This is a genomic window from Natrinema salinisoli, assembly GCF_020405205.1.
GTDB lineage: Archaea > Halobacteriota > Halobacteria > Halobacteriales > Natrialbaceae > Natrinema > Natrinema salinisoli.
On record NZ_CP084469.1, the window covers coordinates 3,053,190 to 3,078,753 of the forward strand.

A 25,564-nucleotide genomic window follows, 5' to 3' on the forward strand; every position below is an offset into this window, starting at 1 on the left:
GACGGCTGTCTGCAGCGTCAAGCCGGTGATCAGGCGTTCAACACTTGCCGCAGCACATCGGGCGCGTCCTCGAGCGCGTCGTCCAGGTCCTCGACGTTAGGGCCGCCGCCCTGTGCGAAGTCCGGCGGGCCGCCGCCGCCGCCGCCGACCTTCGCCGCGAGTTCGCCGACGACTTCGCCGGCGTTGACGCCGACGTCGTCCGGCACGGCCACGACGAACTGCGCGCCGCTTTCGCCGCTGCCGATGACTGCGATCTTGCCCTCCTCGGCGAGGGCGTTGGCGGTCGCTCGCAGTTCGTCCATGTCGGCGTCGAGGCGCTGGACGACGGCCGTCGCGTCGCCGACGTCGACCTCTTCGCCGCCGCTACCGCCGCTCGCGCGGGCCGCGGCGAGCTGTTCTTTGAGGTCCTCGATCTGTTTGCCCCGCCCCTTCCACTCCTCGAAGAAGCGTTCGGCGGTTTCGGGGACGTCTTCGGGCGAGACGTCGAGGATCTCGGCGGCTTCGTAGAGCGCGTCCTCTTTGACTTGCGTCGCCTCGATGGCGGCCTCGCCGGCCGCGAAGGTGATCCGTTCGACGCCGTCCTGGACGCGTTCGGTATTGAGGATCTTGATCGTCCCGATATCGCCGGTCCGAGCGACGTGGGTCCCGCCGCAGGCCTGGGTGTCCTCGTCGACGTGGATCAGCCGGATCTGTTCGCCCGGCGGGATCCCGCCCTGATAGAGGTCGAAGCCGTGTTCGGCCTCCGCGTCGTGACGGTCGGGCCACTCCTGGCTGACTGCGGTGTTGTCCATCACGATCTCGTTGGCCAGGGACTCGATCTCCTTGACGTCCTCCCGGGAGATCCGGTCGTAGTGGCGAACGTCGATCCGCGAGGAGTCGACGCCCTTCTGCGCACCGGCCTGTCGGATGTGCTCGCCGAGTACCCGCCGCGCGGCGTGGATGACGATGTGCGTCGCCGTGTGATGGCGCATGAGCTGTCGCCGGCGGCCGCCGTCGACCTGTCCGTTGACGAACTCGCCCTTACCTGGGTCCTCGTCGGTCCGGTGACAGATGACGCCGCCCTCGATCTGGACGTCTTCGACTTCGACGGTCGTATCGTCGGTCGAGAGCGTCCCCGTGTCCGCGGGCTGGCCACCGCCCTCCGGGTAGAACATCGTCTGGTCGAGGACGACGTCGTAGCCCTCCTCGCGCTCGAAGACGTCCAGGACGACCGCCTCGAACTGCGTTCGCTGCTGGTCGTCGTAGTAGAGCTTCTCCGTTTCCGGGAGATCTTCGAACCGTTCGTCTTCCTCCTCGGTCGTCTCCGCGACCGACTCCGGGGTGTCGTGGCGCTTCGCGACGAGACTGTAGAAGTCGTCCGGAATGTCGACGTCCGCGCCCGTTTCCTCGGCGATTTCCGCGACCATATCCGGCTGAATGCCGTGGGAGTCGTAGAGTTCGATCAGTTCGTCGGTCGGGATCGGCTCGCCTTTCGTCGCGTACTCCTCGGCCAGCGTCTCGACTCGGCGGCCGCCCCGCTCGAGCGTCTCGCGGTACTTCTCGACCTCGGTGCGGACGATGTCGCGGATGGTGTCGCGGTTCTCGTAGTCGAGTCGCTCGGCCTGCATGTCGACGAGTTCGTCCAGCGGCGCGTCGACGCCGACGGTGTCACAGAGGCGCTTCGTACGCCGGAGGACCATCCGCGTGAGATACCCCGTGCCGACGTTCGAGGGGACGATGCCGTCCCCGAGCATGTACGCCAGCGTGCGGCAGTGGTCCGCGATCGCGTAGATGTCCTCGAGGGGCTCCATCAGTTCCTCGAGTTCCGTCGCGTCGACGCCGAGCTCGCCGGCGATCTCGCCGCGGGCGGTCTCCATGTCCTCGGCCTCGTCGATGTCCATGTGGCCCGCGAGTTTCGCGGTGCGATGGATCAGCTCCTCCTCCTCGTCGGTGTGCGCGAGACCCGCGTTGTCCTTGAGGAAGGCGATCATGTCGGGATAGACCGCCTCGTAGACGGTCGGCGTGCCCTGGGAGACCCAGGTCCACCGCTCGAGCCCGTAGCCGGTGTCGACGATGTAGGTGTCCATCGGGCTGTAGCGGTTCCCGTCTTTCATCTCATACTCGCCGTCCGGGTCCTGTTCCATGGACATGAAGACCAGCGTGGCGAGTTCGACGCCGCGGTAGATGACCTCGATGGCGGGGCCGGCGTTGCCGCCGCCGACCCACGGGTCTTCGATGTAGATGACCTCCTCGAGATCGACGCCCATCGAGTCGAAGAAGCCGTCGCAAAGTTCGACGGTCTTGTCCTTCCAGTAGACTTCGCCGTGGTAGGCGTACTCGTCTTCCTCGACGTCCTCGCGCGTGTTGAACGCGTGGTGGGCCATCATCTCGAAGGCCATCGTGTGCCGTCCCGTCTTGCCGACGTTGTCGATGTCCTGCATCCGGATGCAGGGCTGGGAGACGCAGAGCGGGTTCGCCGGGGGCGGCGTCTCGCCGCTCGTCACCAGCGGCTGGAAGTCGTAGATCGACGCCTGCGTCAGCAGGACGTCGTCCCGCCAGCGGTTCGCCGCGACCGGATAGGGGTCGATACGCTCGTGCTCGTTGGCCTCGAAATAAGAGAGAAAGGCCTCGCGCATCTCCGCTAAGTCGTACGACTCGTCGAATCCCGAGTTGTCGATGAAGCCGTACTCCTCGCAGGGCGGTTCGCCGCAGGTTACCCTGCTCTCGTCGCGCGTCCAGAAGTGAGCGCCACACTCCGGACACTCCTTGCGCTCGAATCCTTCCTCCTCGAAGTACTCGAGGCGGTACTCCTCCTCTAGTTCGCTCATTACGCGTGTATTGGCCCTGCAGCGCGTAAAACAGTTCCGCAACCGCCGTCGGACGCGCGGTCGGCGGGGCTCGAGCGCGTCGGTCGACCCGCCGTCAGCGATCGATCTGGCCGGCGTATCGCGTCGGTCTCCGGTCCACTGCTATCGAGCATCCGTTCGGACCGTCCGCGGTATCGACCGATTTCTTGGATTTTCTTTACTTTCGATTGAAAAATTCACTACGCTGTCCAGTAAATCCTTAACGGTGGAATCACCTCTCGGTACATAGACTAGCGCGGACTCCGACGCAATGACCCGCCCCCGAGCGACCACACAGACGCGAACGATCCTCTACGTCGCCGATCTCGAGGCGACGGCCAGCGACGGTGCTGCCGCGCTCGAGGCGGTCGAATCGGGGCCCGACCGCTCGGCACGGCCGGCGACGACCGTCGAGCGGGTCCGCAACTGGGCGAAAGGGGTCGACTGCGTCGTCTTCGCCGAGACGCCGACGACCGCGGCGGGCTCGAACCTGCTCGAGGTGGTCGACGCCTGCGGCGAGACGCCGCTGGTGCTCTTTTCGGACTCGTCGTACGCGCCGACGGCCGCTCGATCGACCGACGGTATCGACGGCTACGTTCGTCGCGATACCGACGACGCCGTCGAACATCTCGCAGACGAGATCGAGTGGGTCTGCGGTGGCGTCGACCGCGCCGAGAGTGCCGATTCGGAGACCGAAACGGAAACAAAAGCGGAAGCGGGGACGAACGCGGAATCCGACTCCGGTGCGATCGCGATGGCCGGCGAACGAGCGGCACCGACTCCGACCCGTGCCGGCCGACTCCTCGAGGCGGTTCCCGAGCTGGCCGCCTGCCGCGACCGCGACCGCCTCTTCGAACTCGTGGTCGACGCCGCGGCCGACGCCTTCGAGTGCGAGTACTGCTGGCTCTCGACGATTCACTTCGGGCAGTTCGAGCCGCGGGCGACTACGACGGCGGTTCGGGAGGACGACCTCGAGTCGACGTCGCGCGAGGGACCGCTCGGTGACGTCCTCCGGACGGGAGAGCCGCTCCGCCTCGACGATGTCGCGACCGACGACCGGCTCGCGGCTCCTTTCGACGGAATCGAATCGCTGTATTGTTTCCCCGTCGGCGACGTCGGTATCTTGCACCTCGCCGCCGAGGAGCCGGCGGCGTTCGACGAGCCCGACTGCGACCTGCTCGCGCAGTGGTGTCGTTCCGTCACCGCAGTCCTCGAGCGGATCGACGCCGACGCGAGTCGGGATACGGCGCGAGAGCGACTGCGCCGGGAACGGGACCGACTGCGGGAGGAACGCGATCGGCTCGCGGACGAACGCGACCGCTCTCGCGCCCTGTTCGCGAACGTTCCGGAACCGACGGTCAGATACGAGGTCGACGACGGACGGCCGATCGTTCGGGACGTCAACGACACGTTCACCGAGGTCTTCGGCACCGACGCCGAGACGATCGTCGGCGACCCCGTCGACGAAGACACCGTCCCGCCCGGACTCGAGCAACGACGGGCCACGCTGCTCGAGTCGCTGCGGGCGGGCGAGCGCCGGCAGCTCGTCAGTCGCCGGGAAACCGTCGACGGCATCCGCGAGTTCCTGCTGACGCTGGTCCCGGTCGATGCGGATCCCGACGAAGACGCGGCCGGGACGACCGCCGATCACAACCCCGAAGGGTTGATCATCTATAGCGACGTCACCGAGGCGAACCGTCGCGAACGAGAGCTGGCGGCCGCTCGGGCGCGCCTCGAGACGATCGCCGATATGGTCGACGAGGACGTCCGCGGGCCGCTGAACGTCGCGCGCGGATATCTCGAACTCGCGGAGGAGACCGGCGATCGGGAGCACTTCGAAGAAGTCGACGACGCGCAGGAACGATTACGGGAGGTCGTCGACCAACTGGTCGCGATCGCTCGACGGGACGACGCGCTCGTCGAGACCGAACCCGTCGCCATTCACGACGTCGCGCGCCGGGCCTGGGTCGCAGTCGATACCGGCGACGCGCGGCTCGTCACGCAGGCGGCGAACGACCGCGTCCTCGAGGCGGACAAAACGCAGCTGCGAGAGCTGTTCGAACACCTGTTGCAGAGTACGGTCGACGTATCGGAGCGCTCCGACGCGGGGACCGACGGCGAGACGAGCACCGAGAGCGACGCGACGCCCGTCGTGACCGTCGGGGCGACCGACGACGGCTTCTACGTCGCGCGACGGGATCCCGGGGCCGAGACCGGGAACAGAACCGGACTCGAGACGGATCCGGTCCCCGGGCAACTGGCCTCGGCCGACGGCACCGGGTTCGGGCACGGCACCGTCGAACGAATCGCCGACGCCCACGGCTGGAACGTCGGCGTCGCCGAGGACGACGACCGCGTCGCCTTCGCGTTCCGCGGTGTCGACGCTGGCGACGGGAATAGGAACGGGAACGAAGGGTAGCTGCGACCGGCGATCAGGCGTCCGCCTCGAGCGCCAGCGAGGCCAACATCGCCTCGAGTTGCAGGCGCTCGTTCGCGCCCTCGGTGATCCGGTAGTCGACCTCCCCGAGTCGCTCGAGGAGTCGAACCGTCGCCCGTTCTGGAATATCGAACTCCCAGGCGGAGCGGTGCAATTGGTCGATGACGTCGCCGCCGGCGAGGCCCCGTTCGGTCAGGAGGTCCTCGAGGGCGGCGCGGGCAGCGGTGAAGTCGCCGTCGATGGTGTGCTCGACCATCGCCTCGACTTCCTCGGGGCGGGCAGTCGCGGTGATCGCGAACACCGTCTCCTCGTCGACGGTTTCTCCCATCACCGCGGCGGCCTGCAGGGCGTTGATGGCTTTCCGCATGTCGCCGTCGGCCGCGTAGACTAAGGCGTCGACGCCGTCGTCGGTCACCTCGATCTCCTCGGTGGCGGCGATCTCTCGGACCTGGGCCTCGATGGCGTCTTCGGTGAGTTCGGTAAAGCGGAAGACCGCACACCGCGACTGGATGGGGTCGATGATCTGACTCGAGTAGTTACACGAGAGAATAAACCGCGTGTTGTTCGAGAACTGCTCCATCGTCCGGCGCAGCGCGGACTGGGCGTCGGACGTCAGCGCGTCGGCCTCGTCGAGGAAGATGATGCGGTGGTCGTAGCCGCCGAAACTCGAGCGCGCGAAGTCCTTGATCCGATCGCGGACGACGTCGATCCCGCGCTGGTCGGAAGCGTTGAGCTCGAGGAAGTTCTCCCGCCAGTCGTCGTCGTAGACTTCTCGAGCGATCGCCTGTGCAGCAGTGGTCTTCCCAGTACCGGCCGGCCCCGCGAACATGAGATGCGGGAGATCGTCCTGCTCGACGTAGTTTTTGAGCCGCGGAACGATGTCCGTGTGGCCCTTGATGTCGTCGAGTCGCTCCGGGCGGTACTTCTCGATCCAGACTTCGGTCTTCCCGGGTGTGGGCTCCGCCGCCTCGGCGTCGGCCTCGCTCATACCGGTCGAAAGTGGGGCCGCAAGATAAAACGACCGAAGGTGGTTCTCGAGCGCGATCGACGAGGCGGCGTCGGACGGCCGTAGCGGCGACCGCTAGCCGCGACACCGACATCGCGATCCGCGACCGCTACGAATCCTGATATCTGCGTAACAATTATTACTGCCTGCTCGAGGTAGACCGCCTCGTGATGGAAGGGATCGATACGGTATCGCGGCTCGTCGTCGTCGTGCTGGTCGCACTCGTCGTCTGCGGGACCGTCCCCGCGACGGTCGCCGGCCAGACTGACGGCCAGACCGGCGGCACGGTCGTCGTCGACGAAGGCGAAACGGTCGACAGCCTCGAGGCGTTCGGCGGGAGCGTCGTCGTCCGCGGCACGGTGACGGGCGACGTCAGCGCCGTCGGGGGCGACGTGCGGATCGAACAGACCGGTTCGGTCGGCGGAGATATCGACGCCGCCGGCGGGAGCGTGACGATCGCGGGGACCGTCGACGGTGACGTCAACGTCGGAGCGGGAAGCCTCACCGTCGCCGAAAGCGGCACCGTCGGCGGCACCCTCATGGCCGGCGTCGGGAGTGCGACGATCGACGGCACGATCGAGGGCGACGCCGAAATCGGTGCGGAGACGATTCGACTGGGCGAGACGGCCAGTATCGCGGGCGATCTGCGGTACGACGGCGACCTCGAGGGGAACACCGACGCGGTCGCCGGCGAGATTCAGGAGGACCCGTCGCTGGGAGTCGACGTCGCGCCGACGATCCAACCCTTCGCGTCGTGGCTGTTCACCGCGTACGTCCTCGCGCTGAATCTACTGGTCGGTGCCCTGTTGCTCGCGCTGTTCCCCCGCTTCTCGGCGGGAGTCGCCGACCGCGTCGCATCGGGGCCGCTCCGCTCCGGACTCGTCGGACTCGGGGTCCTCGTCGGGATTCCCGTGCTCCTGATCGCGCTCGCGATCACCGTCGTCGGCATCCCGCTGTCGATGATCGGCGGCTTCGTCTTCGGCCTGCTGCTGTGGATCGGGACGATCTACGGCCGCTTCGCCGTCGCCGCGTGGCTCCTCTCGCTGGTCGGGCTCGGCAATCGGTGGCTCGCACTCGTCGTCGGACTGGTCGCCGGCGCGCTCCTCTCCCGGCTTCCGATCCCGATCGTCGGCGAGGCGATCAACCTGCTCGTCCTGCTGCTGGGACTCGGCGCGCTCGTTCGCGGGCTAGTCGGCCACTGGCGAACCGCCCGCGGTCGAGATCGCGACCGCCGCGTCGGGCCCGGCACCGACGAACCGACCGCCGACTGACCGCGAGCGACGCGCTCAAGGCCGTCGCCTCGTAACTCGAGGTATGCACGTCACCGTCGACGTCAAAGGCGAGGACACCTACGAACTCGAGCTCGAGGCGGTGGCGGGGGCCGGAGACGGGTCCGCAACGAATTCCGATACCGCCGACGCGCCGCCGACGTACGCGGACCTGCTCCGCGAGGTCGATTTGAGCCCCCACGAGGTGAGCGTCCTCGTCGACGGTCGCCCGGTCCCCGAGGATCAGCCGGTCGAGAGCGACCACGTGACGGTGTTACGACTGATCAAGGGCGGGTAACTGCGCTCCCGAAACGGACCCACCTGGGTACTAGCTGACGGACGATTACTCGTCGAACCGATCGAGTCGAAACATATCGATGGGATGGTCCGTCTCGCCGTCGACCGCGAGGTCGGCGAGGATCTCGCCGATGACGCTGGCGAACTTGAAGCCGTGGCCCGAGAAGCCGGCTCCGACGGCCACCTGCGGGTGGTCGGGGAGCGTATCGAGGATGAAGTGCTCGTCCGGGGAGTTCGTGAACATGCAGGTCGCGAGGCGCATCGTCGGTCCCGCCGCGTCGGGGAAGTAGTTCGCCGTGGCGTCGCGGAGGAGCCGCTCGTCCTCGAGGCCGGGTTCGGTGTCGTAGTCGTCCGGATCGACCTGCTCGTCGCGGTGGTGGTACTTGCCGATCTTGAATCCCGGCACGTCGTAAATCGGCAGCCCGTAGAACCGTCCTTCGGGTACCTTCAGGTTCCAGACCGGGAACTTCTCGGGTTCGAACGTCGACGGTTGTTCGGGCTGGAACCAGCCGAGTACTTGCCGTTCGGGGACCGCGAGCCCCTCGAGCGCGTCAGCGAACGTGTGGTTCCAGGCACCGGCGGCGAGGATCATGTTCGCGGCGTCGTAGGTTCCGCGGTCGGTCTCGACCCGAACGCCGCCGTCCGAGGTCGGTTCCCACTCCAAAACCCGTTCGCGGGCGCGTATTTCGGCGCCGGCCGCCTGGGCCGTTTCGACGTGACCGACGATCGACTGTTCGGGGACGACGAAGCCGCCGTCGGGCTGGTACAGCGCTCTGTACCCCTCCGGGAGCTGATAGCCCGGGAACCGCTCGGACAGCTGCTCGCTCGTCAGTACCTCGTGGGGAATATCGTGCGCTTCGCAGGAGCGCAGCGACCCCTCGAAGACGGCGCTCTCCGCGGGACCGGCGTCGATCGACCCCGTCCGGTGAATCACCTCGCGGTCGGTCTCGGCCGCGAGGTCGTCCCAGAGATCGTAGGCCCGTTTCAGGAGCGGAATGTAGGACGGATGCTCGTAGTAGGCTCGCCGGATGATCCGCGTGATACCGTGTGACGATCCCTTCGCGTGGGGGACGTCGTAGCGCTCGAGTCCGAGCACGTCGAGTCCGCGATCGGCGAGGTGGGCGGTCGTCGCGCTGCCCATCCCGCCGACGCCGATCACGAGGACGTCGTATCGATCTCCGCTCGTGCTCATCTACAGCCCGATTCAACGACGCGACTCTTGAGTGTTCGTCCGTCTCGTCCCCGTCTCGAAACGGATAGCAGCTCGGCTCGGATCTCCGGAATGTGTGAGCGATCTGCGCCGAGGGCGTTCCTCCCGTCCCGAAACGGTGTTGCGGCGGCCATCGGGTCAGTGAAAGCCCAGCCGCTTTCCCGGTCGACGCGGTAGTCCGGATATGACCGACCACGTCCGCGAGTCGGACATACCGAGCGGCGGTCCGAGACCGATCCCGCTCGATCGTCCCGGAATCGACGCGTTGTTAGCCCGCGGCGACCGATGCTCCTGACGAATGTTCGTCCGTACCGCCACCCTCGACGACGCCCTCGAGGTCCGGCGCATCCTCGACGGGGCGATGCTCGAGCCGGGCGACGTGGAACGGCGAATCGACGCCACGGACGTCTTCGTTGCGGGCGATCGGCAGGGCGGATCGACGGACGCCGACGCCGCCGATTCGACGGACCGAGAACGGATCCTCGGGACGACCGTTCTCGAGCCGATCGGGAGCGAGGAGGGTGCCCACGTCGCGGCCATCGGCGTCCGCCGACGCCACCGGGGTCGGGGGATCGGCTCGGCGCTGATCGAACGCGCGCTCGAGCGGGAGGGGCGGCTCACGGCACGGTTCGACGACGGCGTCCGACCGTTCTACGAGCGGCTCGGCTTTTCGATCGAGCCGATCGACGAACAGCGCCACCGCGGGGTGGCGGTAACGGCCGACCGAATCTGACAGGAACCCACAGGAACCCGTCTCCTGCCAGCGCAGTTTTATCAAACGGAACGTGGTACGTGCCCTCGCATGGTACTCCAACGGATGCTCAGCGGCGATCCGTCGAAGAGCTCGAAGGTCTATCTGGCGATCGGTGCGCTTTCGCTCGTGAAAGCGATCGCGGTCCGCAAGGACCGGGACCGGTTCCGACGCGAGCTGATGGACGCCGGATTGTTCCTCGGCGTCGGTCTGTTGCTGCGCCGATTCAGCAGAATGAAGGCACAGAAACGGCAGGAGCTCGAGTCCCAGCTCCCGGACTGGGCGGCCGAGATGGTGACCTCCGAAGCCGCGTCGAACGGACTCCAGCAGCTCGCGAAACGACAACTCGGACGCCGATCGGAGCCCGAACCCGAGCCGCGGCTTCGCGACCGGGCTCGACGCGTCGTCTCGAGTCGGTAACCGCACCCGCCGTCGGTCGCGTTCTTCTCACTCCGACCCCCCATCGACGGCGATCGGCGGGTCGGCAGAAACCGGTTCGAGCGCCGCGGAAAAGTGACGGAGCTCCGGAACCGCGGGGTTGGAAACGATCTCGAGGCCGGACACCTCCTCGCGGCGCTCGAGGACGGCCCTAGCCGTCTCGACGACGTGCTCGAAGTGCTCCCGGTGGTAGGTCCGGCGCGGAACCGCGAGCCGGACCAGTTCCGGGCGGTCGGTCTCGGGGAACGCGAAGCTCCCGAGTTCGACGCCCCTGACTCCGCCCTCTCGGTACAGTTCGCAGACCAGCGCCTGCCCCGGAAACTCGTCGGCCGGAATCCCCGGGAACGCCGCCCCGGCGTCGAGGTAGACAGCGTGGCCGCCGACCGGTTCGTACACCGGAAGGCCGGCTTCCTCGAGCATCGCGCCGAGTTCGCGGACCTGTTCGACTCGGTCTTCGATATACGCTTCCTCGACGGCCTCGCGCAGGCCGACGGCCATCGCGGCGACGTCTCGGCCGGCCATCCCGCCGTACGTGGGAAAGCCCTCGTAGAGGATGGCACGCTGTTTGCACCGCTCGAAGAGGGCCTCGTCGTCGCTCGCGACGAAGCCGCCGACGTTCACCAGCCCGTCTTTCTTCCCGCTCATGACGAGCGCGTCGGCGGAGCCGAGTTGCTCGCGGGCTACCTCGGCGACCGTCGCCTCGGCGAACTCGTCCTCGCGCCGGGTCACGAAGTAGGCGTTCTCCGCGAACCGGCAGGCGTCGATCACGAACGCGGCATCGATCTCGTCGGCGAACGCGCGGACGCGACGGGTGTTTTCGACGCTGACCGGCTGGCCCGCCGCCGAATTGTTCGTGACCGTCAGGATCACCAGCGGGACGCGGTCCGCGCCGACCTCGTCGACGGCCGCTCGCGCCCGCTCGAGCGAGAAGTTCCCCTTGAACGGCTCGTCCGCCTCCGGGTCGTGGGCCGACGGAACCGGACAGTCGACCGGATCTGCACCCTGATTCGAGACGTGCGCTCGCGTCGTATCGAAGTGGGTGTTATTGAGCGCGACGTCGCCCTCGGAGAGCAGCGCCCCGTAGAGAACGTTCTCCGCGCCGCGGCCCTGGTGGGTCGGCACCACGTGCTCGAATCCCATCACGTCCGCGACCGCGGATTCCAGGCGATCGAAGCTCGACGAGCCGGCGTACGCTTCGTCGCCTCGCAAGAGCGCGGCCCACTGGTCGTCACTCATCGCACCCGTGCCGCTGTCGGTCAACAAATCAATGAAGACCTCGTCAGCGGAGAGATCGAACACGTTGTACCCGGCCTCCTCGAGCGCCGCCGTTCGCCGTTCCCTCGATGGCAACTGAATCCGCTCGACGACTTTCGACTTGTATGCGACCATGGCCGTTCGACACCGCCGCGCGTGTTCAGTCTAGCTGGCGTCTTGTGATCGTCGATGGCTCGAGGCATGCCCTTCCGAACGGATCGGCGCATCGATGGACGGAACCGACGGGACGTCGATGGATGCGACTACGAAATCGACGGATGCACTGCTGACGGGATCGACGACGACAGTGCGATCGGACTCGGTCGGTCCGTCGAGAATCAGTACGCGTCGGACCCGGCAGTGCCGAAGGCATCGTCGGCCACCCGCGTCGTCGTCGGATCGCCGACGAGTTCCAGCCCGTCGGTCCCGCCGTCGCGGAGAACGAGCGTGTCGAACGAGGCGTCGTCGCTCGAGACCGAATCGGTGGACGCGGGAGTTTCGACGGGATCATCGGCAGCAGTCGGCCAGTCGAGGGTCGGATCAGTCGCGGTGAGCGCATCGAGTTCGGCCGCGGTGGCGTCGATCGCGTCGCCGTCGTCCCGGACGGTCACGTCCGCATCCCCGACGAACTCGGTCTCGAGAGCGGTCTCACGGTTCGAGTCCGCCATCTCGTCTCCGAGATCGGCGAACAACTCTGCAGCGGTCGCGTCGCTGATCTCGTCGGGCGCCGCCTCGTGCTTCCCGCCGCTTTCGACGAGTTCGGCCGGCGTCTCCGCGCCGCACGCCTCGAGGATCGCGTCCGGATCGGCCTCGACGTCCTCGAAAACCTCCGTGACGGTCGAATCGGTGCTCATGACTGCGCCGCCACTCCGGTCCGCCTTCGTTACGATGTCATTACCGCGGAACGAGGATCTCGACGCCGCCGTTAATGCGTCGTTCACGTCGGATCGGTCGATCGAAACGCAGCATCGATACCGGGGTAGAACGCGGTCGAGCGCGGCGATCGCTCGGGCTAGAACAGGTCCTGCGTCAGCTCGAGAGTTTCCTCGCGGTCGTCCCAGTCGACGAACAGCGCGACGCTGGTCGCGCTCGTGATGATGTCCTGCAGGTGGATTCGGGCCTCGGCGAGCGGATTGACGATCTCGCTGATGATCCCGGGCTGATTGGGGAGTTCACCGCCGGTGACCCGGATGACCGCGATCGGCGAGTCGACGGTGACGCTCGAGAGTGCGTCGCGGGCGATGACCTCCCGGTGGAGGATGTTCTCGGCTCGCTCGGCCTCCTCCTCGTCGATGTAGAAGGTGATCGTGTCCATGCCGCTGGCGACGGCGTCGACGTTGACGTCGCTCTCGGCGAGCGCCTCCGAGAGGTGGTTGAAGACGCCGGGCTCGTTGCGGATCGCTCGGCCGGCGACGGTCAGGCAGGCCAGCGGTCGCTCGCGAAGGTCCACGAGGTTCCTGAACTCGCCTTCGATGCTCGTCCCGCCCGACAGGAGGTCCCCGTGCTGGTAGTGGACGACGCGAACGTCCAGATTGCCGCCCTTGTAGGACAGCGCGGAGGGGGCGACGACCTCGGCCCCGCGGAACGAGAGGTTTCGGAGTTCGTCGACGGAGATCTCGCCGACGTTTCGCGCGCCTTCGACGACGTGTGGATCGCCGGTCATGACGCCCTCGACGTCGGTCACGATGACGACCTCGTCGGCGTCCATGTACTTGCCCATCATGACCGCCGTCGTGTCGCTGCCACCGCGACCCAGCGTCGTGATCGAGCCGTCCGGCCCCTCGGCGAGGAAGCCGGTGATGACGGGCACCGTGCCGTCGAGATCCGCTGCGACCTCCTGGGCGCGTTTCTGCGTTTCTTCGACGTTGACCTCGCCGTACTCGTCGGTGACGACGGGCCACCGCTCGCTGCCGGGCTCGAGGAAGATCGCATCGATTCCGCGGGCCGACAGCGCGGCCTTGAGCATGCGGACGGACGTCCGCTCGCCCATGCTGACGATCTGAGCGCGGTCGGCTTCGTCGGTCTCGAAGCTGATTTCGTCGAGCAGTTCGTCGGTGGTCGACCCCATCGCGCTGGCGACGACGGCGATCTCGTGACCGTCCTCGACGGCCGCGGCGATCGAATCCGCGGCGCGGTTGATCCGGTCACCGCTTCCCAGGCTCGTCCCGCCGAACTTCGCTACGACGCGCATACTGACACCTCACGGGCTGCGTGCGTTACGGTGGTGTGGCTCATACTGCGTTCGTAACCAGAGCGCGCAGATAACTGTGTCCCATCGTCCGCGTTTTTATCCGGGTCGGACGGGGCGAGTCCGACCCCAGCGGACGGGATCGACTCGTTCGGGGCGGTGCGCCGCGACTGGGATTTATAATCGTGGGCAGCATTACCATCCGTCGATGAACGTACGGGACGCACTCGAGGCCGACGCAGACGCGCTCGCGTCGATCGCGGACTCCCCGACCGACGTGATGCGGAATCTCGTCCACGACCGGACGGTGCGCGTCGCCGAGAACGGGAGCCACGATCCCAACGCGGACGTCTCCGGGTCGCAGTACGACGGCTCCGATCCCGAGGACCTGCTGGGGTTCATCAGCTTCGACGCGCGGGAGGATACCGTCCACGTCACCCAGCTCGACGGGACGAGGGAAGCCTGCAAGCGGCTGCTGGCCGAACCGGTCCGCTTCGCCGAGCGCGAGTCGATGGCCGTCGAAGTCCTGGCGGCACAGGACGCCGACTCCATCGAAACCGCTGCCGAGGACCTCGGCTTCGATCGACGCGGCCGCGGCCCGCGGTTCGACGGCTCCCCGACGGTCCGGTTTCGGCTCGAGCCGTAGCGTCCCTCACTGACGCCGGCCATCGGCATCGAACGAATTCGGCCGGTCCGATCAGCGTTTTCGAACCCGATCCCCGGAGACAGCGTCGGGTACCAGTTGCGGGCGATCTCTCCTTTGTATCAACGTATCAGTTCCGTAACCATCCGAAGCAATTATTGCCGTCAACGGTGCCTCCGGTGGTGTATGCCATCGAACCACAACTTATCCGGGTACGAGGAGACTCGAGCGGAGTTCACGTGGGATCGGATCTACGACGAGGCGGCGTGGGATGCCCCGTCAGAACTGAACATCGCACACGAGGTCTGCGATCGACACGCCGAGAACAGAGAGAAGGTAGCGCTCTACCAGGTCGACGAGGACGGCGAGTTGACCACGCTGACGTTCTGGGAACTGGCCGAGCGAACGAACCGATTCGCGAACGTCCTGGAGTCGCTCGGAATCGAGCGGGGCGACCGCGTCTTCTCGTACATGCCGCGGATCCCCGAGCACTACGTCGCGCTAGTCGGGACGCTCAAACGCGGGGCCGTCTTCGGCGGGATCAACGAGCGGTTCGGCCCCGACGGCATCTCCTACCGGCTGGACGACTGCGACGCGAAGGCGATCGTCACCACCGCGGCAAACCGGGACACCGTGGCGGCCGCGCTCGAGGACGCCCCCTCGGTCGAACACGTCATCGTCGTCAGCGACGACGGGACGGGAATTCGGCGGGGCGACGCGAGCTACCACAGTGAGATGGAGACGGCGAATCGCGAGTACGAGCCGGCCGACACCGGCGGCGAGGACGACGCGCTGCTGTACTACACCAGTGGAACGACCGGACTCGCGAAGGGCGTTCTCCACAAACACCGGTGGGTCGCCGGCGTCGCCGCCACGCAAAAGTACTCCGTCGATCTACGGGAGGGCGACCTGTACTGGTCCACGGCGGACCTCGGCTGGCTGACCGGACCGATCAACACCCTCGGTGCCTGGTTCTGGGGAACGGCACTGTTTACCTACGAAGGCGAGTTCGACCCCGAGGAGTGGGCCGACCTGCTCGACACCTACCCCATCTCGGTCCTGTTCTCGGTCCCGACGGCCTACCGCATGCTCCGCGAGCACGAGGACGTCCTCGAGGGAGTGTCGCTCGATCTGCGGCACGCGCTGTCGATCGGCGAGCCGCTCTCGGCGGGCGTCGTCGAGTGGGGCGAAGAGACCCTCGGCGTCACGATCCACGACACCTACGGCCAGACCGAGACGGGGAACATGATCATCGACAACTACCCGACGATGGACGTTCGGCCGGGATCGATGGGGAAGCCCCTACCGGGTATCGAAGCCGCGGTCGTCGACCCGGAGACGGGTGCGGTGCTCGAGCCCGGCGAAACCGGCGAGATCGCCCAGCGCGGCGACTACCCCTGCTTCTTCGCGGAGTACTGGGAGAAGCCGGAGAAGACGGACTCGTGTTTCGTCGACGGCCCCGACGGGGAATGGTATCTTTCGGGCGATCTGGCGCACACGGACGAAGACGGCTACTTCTGGTTCGAGGGTCGGGCCGACGACGTCATCCTCTCCTCGGGCTACCGGATCGGCCCGTTCGAAGTCGAAAGCTCGCTGGGCGAGCACGAGGCCGTCGCCGAGGCCGCCGTCGTCCCGAAGCCCCACCGCGAGCGCGGGAACATCGTGAAGGCCTACGTCGTCCCCAGCGAGGATGCAACGCCCTCCGAGGCGCTCGAGGAGGAGATCAGCACCCACGTCCGAGAGGAACTCTCGGCTCACGAGTACCCCCGCGAGATCGAGTTCCGGGAGGAACTGCCGAAGACGGTCACGGGGAAGATCCGTCGGACGGAGCTCCAGGACGAAGTGGACGGAGAAGCAAAGGCGGAGTGACGATCGGTCCCGCGTCTCGAGGCGATCGCGTCGGCGTCGGTCGGCGGTCCCTCAACTGAACTTCTGGACCGTCACGTTCAGCGTATCCAGATCGACGATCGGGGCGAACCCGGCGTCGGGATCGATGTTGACGCTCTTCTGGAAGTCCGTCTGGGCCTGCCAGCAGCCGGAGTTGATCGCGAGCACGTCGTGGTACTTGCCGAAGCCGAGCTTGTGGACGTGGCCCGTGTGGAAGATGTCGGGCACCTCGTCGATGATGAGATAGTCTTTTTCTTCGGGTGCCAGCCGGGTGTGACCGCCGAACTGCGGCGCGACGTGGCGCTTCTTGAGGAGGTGGTACATCGCCTTGTGGGGATCGTCGTAGCTGGCTTTTTCTTCCGGGAGCTCCGCGATGACTTCGTCCAGCGAGACGCCGTGGTACATCAGGACGGAGACGCCCTCGAGGGTCACCATCGACGGGTTGCTCACGATCTGGGGATCGTGTGCGGACATGATCTCCCGCAGCACCTCGTCGAATCCCGGCTGCGGTTCGGCGAGTCGAACCGCGTCGTGGTTCCCCGGAATCATGACGATCTCGATGTCGCCCGGGATTTTCTTCAGGTGCTCGCTGAACGCCTCGTACTGCTCGTAGATGTCGACGATGTCCAGTTCCTCGTCCTGGTCGGGGTAGACGCCGACGCCTTCGACCATGTCGCCCGCAAGCAGCATGTACTCGACGTGTTCAGCTTCCGGAGTGTGGAGCCAGTCGGCGAAGTCGTTCCACGCGTCGGCCATGAACTCCTGACTGCCGACGTGGACGTCGCTGATCAGCGCCGCCTGCACGTGGCGATCCGCGGTCGACGGCTCGTGGGTGCGAGGGATGTCCGGGAAGTGCATCGAATCGACGAAGGCGATCCCCGAATCGTCGGCCAGCGTCCCCTCCATCGCCAGCACCTCGTCGCAGAGTAGCTCCTCGACGAGATCGGCGTACTCCCTGTCTTTCATCACGAGCCACGGGAACGTTCCCGTCGCGTCCTCGAGTTCGATCAGCCAGTGACCGCTGGCGGTCGACCGGATGTCGTTGACCAGCCCGACCATCGCGACCTCGCTGCCTCCCGCCATACCCTGAATGGCCGTCGCCGGACGGTGGTTGACCCGTCCCCGCAGTTTCGCACCCAGCCGATCGAGCCGGTCCCGGAAGACGGAAACGAAATCGTCGTACTCGCCCGTTCCCGTACTCTGGCCGGTCATGTCGCCAACGATCTCGAGCGATCGCTGGGCGGGATCGGACGATCGGTTCGCGGACGAATACCCCTTCGTTTCGACTGGAGATCGGCCGGCTGATTCCGCCCCCGGACCGGTCACGGTTCCAGTTGAAACGGAGGGGGGCGACTCCGTCGGCGGCGAGTCGTCGTCGACGGCTGCGTCAGCTCCCGAACCGGATCTCGAGGGAGCGCTCTCGTCGGACGTCGAGAGGACCGCCTCCACGTGATCGGTCCGAACGACCAGCGCGTCGTCGGGAATCTCGTCGAGGACGCGCTCGAGCGCCGCGGCCGGATCCTCGGCCGCCGCGAGCCGCGTCACCGCCTCGCGCTCGGCGTTGTACCCGCGGCTTGTGAGTTCGCTGACGATTCGAGCGGGAGCCTCGAGTGGCACTACACGTCGCATTCGCGAGCGCGGGCAAAAGGATAGCGGATCCCCCGCTGCCGAGAGTTCGATCCAGTTGGGCAGGATCGGCGACTCTATTTAAGTAACGCGTACGGAACCATCGCTGAACGGTGTCCTCATTACTCGCGTGGACCTCGACCGATATCACATCGCTCACCAATATCACAGTACCTGCGTGGACCGCCGAGCGTCGCCGGAAGTTTGATATCTAGTTCGCCGTAATCGGTTGCCAATGGACGGTCCCGACGGCGGCGAACGGAACAACGATCGATCCGATCCTCGCGACGCGCGCTCGGGACCACAGCGTTCGACGGACGACGCCGGGGATCGTCGGCCACGGCCCGGCGCGAAGGAACGACCCGATCGCGACAGGGTAACGATCGATGACGACGGAGTTCTCCGCTGGTTCCTCGAGACCGACGACCGGACCGTCACGGTCTGTCGGGACGCCGCGACGATCGTCGCTCTCGTCCTCGTGATCGGTCTCCTCCTGTTCGGTATCAACGGCACCTGGCCGCCGTTCGTCGCCGTCGAGAGCGGGAGCATGGAGCCCAACATCCAGGAAGGGGATCTCGTATTCATCGTCGACGATGGCCGGTTCGTCGGCGACGATGCCGTCGCCGGAACCGGTATCGTCTCCCTCGAGAGCGGACGGGAGAGCGGCCACGAGAAGTTCGACGCCCCCGGCGACGTCATCGTGTTCATGCCGAACGGTGATCCGAAGCGGACGCCGACGATCCATCGCGCCCACTTCTGGGTCGAGGCGGGCGAGAACTGGGTCGCCACGAAAGCCGATCGCGAGTTCATGAAGGGCGCGAGCTGCAACGAGCTCCTCTCGTGTCCGGCACCCCACGACGGGTTCATCACGAAAGGCGACGCCAATCCGGGGTACGACCAGTTGCCGCAGTCGGGTGCGAAAACGACCGTCATCAGTCCGGAGTGGGTGACCGGAAAAGCGATGGCCCGCGCCCCGTGGCTCGGTGAGATTCGATTAGCCGTCGGTTCGATACAGGCGCTGACCGGAATCGGATCGGCCGCCATCGTCATCGCTACGGGTGTGGTCACGCTCGTCCTGCTCGGGGCGGCCGCCGGCGGCCGGGATCCGTAACGGGCTCGCCGAGGGTCTCGGTTCCGATGGCGGAGCGCTCGGTCGCCGAACACCGCGAACAGAAAGTTGATTGGCGGGCCGGGCAAAGGGGGTGACGATGAGCGGTTCTAGCTCCGGGGATCCCCCAGGTGATTCCGGCGACGACGTTCGTGAGAACGAGGATCGAAGCGCTGGCTCGTCACAGACCCAACCCTCGCCTGAGGAACGTCCGCGGAGCACCGCCGAGAACGAGGCCGTAACGATCGAAGACGACGGCGTCCTCCGCTGGTTCCTCGAGACCAACAACGAGACCGTCGTGATGACGCGAGACGTGCTGAGTAGCGTCGCCATCGTCGCCGTTGTGGGCCTCCTTCTGTTCGGAATCAGCGGTATCTGGCCCCCGCTAGTCGCCGTCGAGAGCGGCAGCATGGAGCCGAACATGCAGAAAGGCGATCTGATTTTCGTCGTCGATGACGGCCGATACGCCGGCGATGCCGCCGTCGAGGGGACCGGCGTCGTCACCCTCGAGCGCGGGCAAGAAACGGGCCACGAGAAGTTCGGCAACCCCGGCGACGTCATCGTCTACAGACCCGACGGGAGCCAGCTGCAAACCCCGGTAATTCATCGCGCCCATTTCTGGGTCGAAGAGGACGAAAACTGGGTCGAGACGAAAGCCAGCGAGGAGATCGTTGGCGATGCGACCTGCAGCGAGGTCGCTACCTGTCCCGCCGAACACGCCGGCTTCGTCACGAAAGGCGACGCTAACCGCGGATACGATCAATTGGCGAGATCCGGTGCGAGAACCGACGTCGTCAAACCCGAATGGGTCACCGGCAAGGCGATGTTCCGAATTCCGTGGCTCGGCCACGTCCGGCTGACCTTCGACGAGCTCCTCGGCGGGATGCTCGTTCCGACTGCCCCCTCGAGTACGCCGATGTACGAGCCCGTTCCGGTGACGCAGACGCCGACGCCCGCCGGACCCGAAACGACCAGTGGTGGAGGCCACGGTGACTTCGCCGGGGCCGCCGCTCTCGCCACTACCGGGGCCGGACCTGCAGTTGCGGTCGGCCGGGCCGGTCCCTGATTCGCCCGCCGAACTAATTTCGGCTCGTTTGACGTTTTTTCGTCTCCCCTTTCGTCCGTTCGACCGCAGTGAACGATTATTCGATACTTAGTGAATATCGATTCATACGATCTCGAGTGGAAATAGAGGGGTCAGGTCCACTCTGACGATCCGTCGCGTCGCAACGCCGATCCGACTACGGCAGGCTGTCGGAACGGGAGCGGGAATCGAGACGAAAAGAACGACAGATGCAGTGAGTGGACGCCGGACGGAGCCGATTCGTCAGTTTTCGAATCGGGCCTGGACGAACGGCTGCACGTCGTCGATATCGCTCAGTCGGGAGTCGCTCAGTAACACGGCCTCCGTCTCTTCGAGTGGAACGGAGAGACTGATCTCTTTGGTTCGACCGTACCGGCCCTTCGAGACGACGACGGCGTTGACGATCCCGAGCATGTCGAGCTCGCTGATGAGATCCGTCACTCGCCGCTGGGTCAGGACATCTGCGTCGATCTCCTCGCACAGGCGCTTGTAGATGTTGAACACCTCGCCCGTGTTGATGCTGTGGACGCCGTTTTTCTCGAGCAAAATGATCGCGAAGAGGACGAGTTTGCTCTGCGTGGGGAGGGTCCGGACGACCTCGACGACCCGATCGAGTTCGATCTTGTCCTGGGCCTGCCGGACGTGTTCCTCGACGATCGTTTCGGCCTGTGACCGTTCGGCCAGTTCGCCCGCAGTCCGAAGGAGGTCGAGCGCGCGTCGCGCGTCCCCGTGTTCCTGTGCGGCGAAGGCCGCACACAGCGGGATCACGTCGTCCGAGAGTGCGTCGCCCTTGAACGCGACGTCCGACCGGTGGTTGAGAATATCCCGCAGCTGATTCGCGTCGTAGGGCGGGAAGACGATCTCCTCCTCGCCCAGCGACGACTTGACCCGCGGATCGAGGAAGTCGGTGAATTTCAGATCGTTCGAGATGCCGATGATCGAGACGCGCGAGTTCTCGAGTTCGGAGTTCATCCGGGAGAGGTTGTAGAGGGTGTCGTCGCCGCTTTTCTCGACGAGCTTGTCGATCTCGTCGAGCATGATCACGACGACCCGCTCGTCGTAGTCGACGGCGTCGAAGAAGACGCTGTAGACCCGGTCGGTCGGCCACCCCGTCATCGGGACTTCCTCGAAAGAGTCCTTGTCGTCTTCGAGTTCCGCAATTCGGTCGTCGACCTCGTCGCGCGCGTCGAACGGCGTCGACTCGAGCGGGTGCGCGGGCGAATCGGTTGCCGATGAGTCGCCCTGATCGGTGCCGGCGACGGCCGTCGGATCTGTGGTATCCGAGGACGCTACGGCCGGAGCCGATTCCGAAGACCCCTCCGTTTCGAGTGGAGAATCGACCGACGTAGCGTCGGTATTGGGTCCAGGAGAACCGTCTCCGTGCGAGTCGGTTTCGTCGCTCGAGACGAAATCGAAGGGGTCCGACGCCGTCTGGTCATCTGACAGGTCGTCGGTTCCAGTTTCCTCGGCGCTGCGACGCTCCGCGTCGGCGTCGTACTCGTCGAGGGCGTCCAGCAGCGACTCGAGTTCCGCGACTCGGTCGTCGATGCGCTCTTTGTTCTTGTCGATGAACTTGTTCGCGAGTTGCGCGAGGACGCGGTACTGGGTATCGGTGACCTCGCAGTTGATGTACTCGACGTCGCAGGGAACGCTGTACTTTTGAGAGGTACTCTCGAGTTCCTTGCTGACGAATTTGGCGCTCGCGGTCTTGCCGGTCCCCGTTTTCCCGTAGATGAGAATATTCGATGGCGTTTCACCGCGGAGTGCGGCGACAAGGATCGTCGCCATCTTGTTGATCTGATCGCTCCGGTGGGGGAGCTCGTGTGGGGTGTAGGACGGACGAAGCACCTCCTTGTTCTCGAAGATCGGTTCGCCGCTGAGGAGGTCGTCGAACAACCCCTGATTCGACTCTTCGTCGTCGAGATCGGCGCTCTCGAAGTCCGTCGAGAACCCGCTCGTTCCGTCACCGTCGTCTGAGTCAGTGATCTCTGAGTTGTCGTCTGACATTCGTCGTACTGAACCCCCTTATTTCGAGTGGAACGCCGAACCCCGGAGCAGGAATATAGCGGTGTAATGCCCTTAATCGGGCGATTCACCGTTCCAGATACCGGGTTCGGATCCAGTTGATGCAAACGAAACAGAGGAAAAGCATGCTAATAAAGGCTTCCTTTCCCCTTGGGTCTTGCCCGGTTTTAGCGGTCAGTGTCCGATCGATCCCGACGCTGCGGTTCGATTTCGAAATCTGTAGGGACCGACTCTCTGTGAACGAGACGGTCACACGAATCGATACTCGGGGTGGCACGTCGGGAACGAATTTCGAGTCGAACTGAGGACCGTGATCGATACCTGTCGCTCGGCCCCAGAACGACCGGCCGCCAGAATAAACGGCCCCGATCTATTCGATGAGCACGTCGGTCGGGCCGAAACTCGTTGTCGGTCGAGTCACGGGTCGTGAACAGTCCCCGAGGAGCGCTTTCGAAGGCCTTTCGACGAGCCCGTCTGCTCTTTCTGCTTTCGGTGAGACAATCGGCTTCCTCGAGTGCCAGATCTGGGAGCGAGCAGGATCTGAGAGCGAACGTGTGTGGTGTGGAAGATCATGTCTGATGTTATCATGATCCGATGGTTGACCCCCCCCCACCCCTTCGTTTCGAGTGGAACCTGCCGAGAGGGCGGGTGGGGGTTCGACGACATTTCATGACGAGAAGTTTTATGTAGTGATGTGAGAAACAGTATCCGTAGAACTAGCAGACACACTAGTCTTACTAGGGCCTTGTTCCTAGTTACTAGTTCCTGCTAGAGTCACTTCTCACGGCCGTCTCGATTACTAGAATCGTTATCGAGTTACTAGATCGATCGCTATTGGGGAATTCACCAGCGAGATCCTCTCGCAACCTCCTTCGAGTCGAAACAGAGGGTCGAAATCGTCGCAGTCCCGGTCGATCAGCTCTCGTCACCACCCACGGTCCCGTCACTCTCCAGTTGAAACGAAGGGGTGGGGGTATTCGAATCGCTCCGCTCCTCCGTTACGAACTCGTTTCATTCCGATTCGCGTGTTATCTCTTCACAATCGCTCGAATAACTCATGGTTATTTTATCGTCTCTTGCGATCTACCGTGCTACGCCATCGCAGTTGGAACGCGTCCAGCCCGCACACCCTATCTGACACTTCTGTGATCCGCTATCTCCATCACGTTTTATTTTCAAATCGGATCAACACGGAACGTTCCTGTTCTCAAAGACGATCCTCGCATATTATATTTCTCTTTCGTCGAATTGTCTACACGTCTGACGTAGGCTTAAGTGAGTTCAGTTAGTAGTACGCGCAGATGCACCCCGCGGTGCTGGAGGCCCCAAAGGATGGGACTGTTCACAGAACTCAAAGATAGTATCTCTCGGGCTACAGACCGCCTGTTTTCGGAACAGGAGCCCAAACGAATCGGTATCTACGGTCCGCCGAACGCCGGCAAGACGACGCTCGCGAACCGTATCGCACGTGACTGGACTGGCGACGCGATCGGCGCTGAGAGTCACGTCCCTCACGAGACTCGTCGCGCACGCAGGAAAGAAAACGTCGAGATCGAACGAGACGGAAAGACGGTGACCATCGACATCGTCGACACACCCGGTGTGACGACGAAAGTCGACTACGAAGAGTTCACCGACGAAATGGACGAAGAGGACGCGATTCGTCGCTCCCGCGAAGCGACCGAAGGCGTCGCGGAAGCCATGCACTGGCTTCGAGAGGACGTCGATGGCGTCATCTACGTCCTGGATAGCGCAGAGGATCCGATCACGCAGGTCAACACGATGCTGATCGGCATCATCGAATCACGCGATCTCCCGGTTCTCATCTTCGCGAACAAGATCGACCTCGAGGAATCGAGCGTCAAGCGGATCGAGGACGCCTTCCCGCAGCACAAGACCGTGCCGCTCTCGGCGAAGGAAGGCGACAACATGGACGAAGTCTACGACAGCATCGCGGAGTACTTCGGGTGATTACGATGCCAAAAGCAACCAATGCGGACGACCCGGACGCACCCGACGGCGTGCAGATCGACCTGATCAGCGGCGAACGCATGGACGGCATGGCGACCATGGAGAAGATCAGGATGATCCTGGACGGCGTCCACGACGGCAATATCGTCATCCTGGAAGAGGGGCTCACTCCCGACGAGGAGAGCCGACTCATCGAGGTCACGATGGCCGAAATCAGTCCCGACGAATTCAATGGGATCGAGATCGAAACCTACCCGAAATCCGACACCCGCGATTCGTCGTTGCTCGGCCGCATCATGGGAGGTGAGGAGGCGGAAGCGAAGCTGACGGTGATCGGCCCGGCCAATCAGATCGAAACGCTCCACAAGGACGAAACGCTCATCAGCGCGCTCGTGTCCCGTAACTAATGCCTCACCAGTGTACGAACTGTGGCCGGACGTTCGCCGACGGCTCCAAGGAGATGCTCTCCGGCTGTCCCGACTGCGGCGGGAACAAGTTCCAGTTCGCACCGACTGCGGCCGCCGTCGCTGACTCGTCCGCCGAAGCCGAGGGCTCGGGCTCGCTCGATGCCGACGGTACCGCGGGGGAATCCACCGCTCCCGAGTCCGACAGCGTGGCGACGCGAGCTGCGGAGACGGTTCGTGATCTGGTGGCCAGCGATTCGTCCGACGGGTCGGCGGCCGATACCCCGGCGGAACCGCCGCTCGAGGAGTCGGCCGAGACCATACAGTCGGACGCCTCCTGGCCCTCGAGCGAGGACGCCCCCGAAACGGATTCGACGACGTCGGACGGCGAATTCAAAGAATGGCCGGAAACGGCTCGACGGCCCGAGGACCGATCGGAGTCCTCGGACGAAGCGGCTGCCGACGCAGCACCCGAAACCGGACCCACCGATCGAACCGACTCCGAGTGGCCACCGCAGTCCTCGGCCTCGAGCGGTCCGACGACGACGATCGCGGACGACGAGAACTCGGCACAGGCCAACGCCCGCAGCGAGGTCATTACGACGAACGACCTTCCGTCCCGCTCCGGGACGGCCACACGGGATACATCGGACCACGGCACCGAGGCTGGACCGGACCCTGGCGACCCGGCAGGCTCGGAACACGGCCGCGAGGTGGACAGTGCGGTCGAGACGCCGGCTGATGCCGACGATGGTTCCAGTGACGAACTCGACGCCGACCAGTCGCCCGACCACGGTCGCGTCGTCAGCGAGCCGAGCGGTCAGCGACCGTCGCTCGAGGAGCTCCGGGCGGAACTCAACGAGCAGTTCGAGAGCATCAAGATCGTCAGTCCGGGACAGTACGAACTCAATTTGATGGAACTCTACAACCGCGACGAGTACATCATCTCCTTGCAGGAAGACGGCCGATACGTCATCGACGTTCCGGATTCGTGGCGCGCCGGCGACGACGAGGACGAGTGACTGAACCGACGACGTTCGGTTTCGTCTCTCGTGACACCGTATTGTTTCGACTGCGGACTCGTCGCGAACTTCGATTCTAGTCTCTTTACGGACACTTCTCGTTCCAGACGAAACAGTCCC

General features: G+C 65.0%; 20 protein-coding genes. 12 read left to right on the forward strand and 8 right to left on the reverse strand.

The window, feature by feature from the left end; genetic code table 11:
• Window positions 1-29 precede the first annotated feature (29 nt).
• Window positions 30-2,807: an alanine--tRNA ligase gene (alaS, locus tag LDB05_RS15045; protein ID WP_226004807.1), complete on the reverse strand. Its 2,778-nt coding sequence runs from the start codon at window positions 2,805-2,807 to the stop codon at window positions 30-32.
• A gap of 289 nt (window positions 2,808-3,096) precedes the next feature.
• Between alaS and LDB05_RS15050 the strand changes: the two genes are divergently transcribed.
• Window positions 3,097-5,244 (forward strand): GAF domain-containing protein, encoded by a 2,148-nt coding sequence (locus LDB05_RS15050; protein WP_226004808.1) that lies wholly within the window; start codon window positions 3,097-3,099, stop codon window positions 5,242-5,244.
• A gap of 13 nt (window positions 5,245-5,257) precedes the next feature.
• On the opposite strand, the gene LDB05_RS15055 is transcribed toward LDB05_RS15050, so the two are convergent.
• Entirely contained in the window at window positions 5,258-6,250 is a 993-nt protein-coding gene (locus LDB05_RS15055) for a replication factor C small subunit (protein WP_226004809.1), read from the reverse strand.
• Window positions 6,251-6,438: 188 nt separating this feature from the next.
• Here LDB05_RS15055 and LDB05_RS15060 point away from each other — a divergent pair, with 188 nt between their 5' ends.
• The gene (locus tag LDB05_RS15060) at window positions 6,439-7,539 is read left to right on the forward strand and encodes a bactofilin family protein (RefSeq protein WP_226004810.1); all 1,101 of its coding nucleotides are present in this window, start codon (window positions 6,439-6,441) and stop codon (window positions 7,537-7,539) included.
• Between the two features lie 43 nt (window positions 7,540-7,582).
• Complete coding sequence (samp2, locus tag LDB05_RS15065) at window positions 7,583-7,834, forward strand: ubiquitin-like small modifier protein SAMP2 (protein WP_226004811.1); 252 nt, start codon at window positions 7,583-7,585, stop codon at window positions 7,832-7,834.
• A 45-nt stretch (window positions 7,835-7,879) separates the two neighbouring features.
• On the opposite strand, the gene solA is transcribed toward samp2, so the two are convergent.
• On the reverse strand, window positions 7,880-9,025 hold the full coding sequence (gene solA / locus LDB05_RS15070; RefSeq protein WP_226004812.1) for an N-methyl-L-tryptophan oxidase: 1,146 nt from the start codon (window positions 9,023-9,025) through the stop codon (window positions 7,880-7,882).
• A 316-nt stretch (window positions 9,026-9,341) separates the two neighbouring features.
• On the opposite strand from solA, the gene LDB05_RS15075 reads away from it, so the two are divergent.
• Entirely contained in the window at window positions 9,342-9,776 is a 435-nt protein-coding gene (locus LDB05_RS15075; protein WP_226004813.1) for a GNAT family N-acetyltransferase, read from the forward strand.
• 69 nt (window positions 9,777-9,845) lie between these two features.
• Window positions 9,846-10,214 (forward strand): hypothetical protein, encoded by a 369-nt coding sequence (locus tag LDB05_RS15080; protein WP_226004814.1) that lies wholly within the window; start codon window positions 9,846-9,848, stop codon window positions 10,212-10,214.
• Between the two features lie 27 nt (window positions 10,215-10,241).
• Here the strand turns inward: LDB05_RS15080 and LDB05_RS15085 are convergent, their stop codons facing one another.
• The 3 genes from LDB05_RS15085 to LDB05_RS15095 form a co-directional block, all read right to left on the reverse strand.
• Window positions 10,242-11,621 carry a tryptophanase gene (locus LDB05_RS15085; RefSeq protein WP_226004815.1) on the reverse strand — a complete coding sequence of 460 codons (1,380 nt, stop codon included), beginning with the start codon at window positions 11,619-11,621 and terminating at the stop codon, window positions 10,242-10,244.
• A 203-nt stretch (window positions 11,622-11,824) separates the two neighbouring features.
• Window positions 11,825-12,340, reverse strand: a complete 516-nt coding sequence (locus tag LDB05_RS15090; RefSeq protein WP_226004816.1) for a hypothetical protein — start codon at window positions 12,338-12,340, stop codon at window positions 11,825-11,827.
• A gap of 158 nt (window positions 12,341-12,498) precedes the next feature.
• Window positions 12,499-13,677, reverse strand: a complete 1,179-nt coding sequence (locus LDB05_RS15095) for an aspartate kinase (protein ID WP_226004817.1) — start codon at window positions 13,675-13,677, stop codon at window positions 12,499-12,501.
• Window positions 13,678-13,882: 205 nt separating this feature from the next.
• On the opposite strand from LDB05_RS15095, the gene LDB05_RS15100 reads away from it, so the two are divergent.
• A complete protein-coding gene (locus LDB05_RS15100) occupies window positions 13,883-14,320 on the forward strand; it encodes a hypothetical protein (RefSeq protein ID WP_226004818.1) in 438 nt (145 codons plus the stop codon).
• A gap of 183 nt (window positions 14,321-14,503) precedes the next feature.
• Window positions 14,504-16,186 (forward strand): acetate--CoA ligase, encoded by a 1,683-nt coding sequence (locus LDB05_RS15105; protein ID WP_226004819.1) that lies wholly within the window; start codon window positions 14,504-14,506, stop codon window positions 16,184-16,186.
• A gap of 51 nt (window positions 16,187-16,237) precedes the next feature.
• On the opposite strand, the gene LDB05_RS15110 is transcribed toward LDB05_RS15105, so the two are convergent.
• Window positions 16,238-17,821, reverse strand: coding sequence for a DNA-directed DNA polymerase II small subunit (locus tag LDB05_RS15110; protein WP_226004820.1), 1,584 nt, complete (start codon window positions 17,819-17,821; stop codon window positions 16,238-16,240).
• 244 nt (window positions 17,822-18,065) lie between these two features.
• Between LDB05_RS15110 and LDB05_RS15115 the strand changes: the two genes are divergently transcribed.
• Entirely contained in the window at window positions 18,066-18,941 is an 876-nt protein-coding gene (locus tag LDB05_RS15115) for a S26 family signal peptidase (RefSeq protein WP_226004821.1), read from the forward strand.
• A gap of 97 nt (window positions 18,942-19,038) precedes the next feature.
• The gene (locus LDB05_RS15120; RefSeq protein WP_226004822.1) at window positions 19,039-20,004 is read left to right on the forward strand and encodes a S24/S26 family peptidase; all 966 of its coding nucleotides are present in this window, start codon (window positions 19,039-19,041) and stop codon (window positions 20,002-20,004) included.
• Between the two features lie 261 nt (window positions 20,005-20,265).
• Here the strand turns inward: LDB05_RS15120 and LDB05_RS15125 are convergent, their stop codons facing one another.
• Window positions 20,266-22,029: an AAA family ATPase gene (locus LDB05_RS15125; RefSeq protein WP_226004823.1), complete on the reverse strand. Its 1,764-nt coding sequence runs from the start codon at window positions 22,027-22,029 to the stop codon at window positions 20,266-20,268.
• Window positions 22,030-23,379: 1,350 nt separating this feature from the next.
• Between LDB05_RS15125 and LDB05_RS15130 the strand changes: the two genes are divergently transcribed.
• Genes LDB05_RS15130 through LDB05_RS15140 form a run of 3 tightly spaced genes read left to right on the forward strand, consistent with a single transcriptional unit; the run spans window position 23,380 to window position 25,444 of the window.
• Entirely contained in the window at window positions 23,380-24,018 is a 639-nt protein-coding gene (locus tag LDB05_RS15130; protein WP_226004824.1) for an Era-like GTP-binding protein, read from the forward strand.
• A 5-nt stretch (window positions 24,019-24,023) separates the two neighbouring features.
• Window positions 24,024-24,425: a DUF2073 domain-containing protein gene (locus tag LDB05_RS15135; protein ID WP_226004825.1), complete on the forward strand. Its 402-nt coding sequence runs from the start codon at window positions 24,024-24,026 to the stop codon at window positions 24,423-24,425.
• Window positions 24,425-25,444 carry an OapC/ArvC family zinc-ribbon domain-containing protein gene (locus LDB05_RS15140; protein ID WP_226004826.1) on the forward strand — a complete coding sequence of 340 codons (1,020 nt, stop codon included), beginning with the start codon at window positions 24,425-24,427 and terminating at the stop codon, window positions 25,442-25,444. Before LDB05_RS15135 ends, LDB05_RS15140 begins: the two co-directional genes overlap by 1 nt.
• Window positions 25,445-25,564 lie beyond the last annotated feature (120 nt).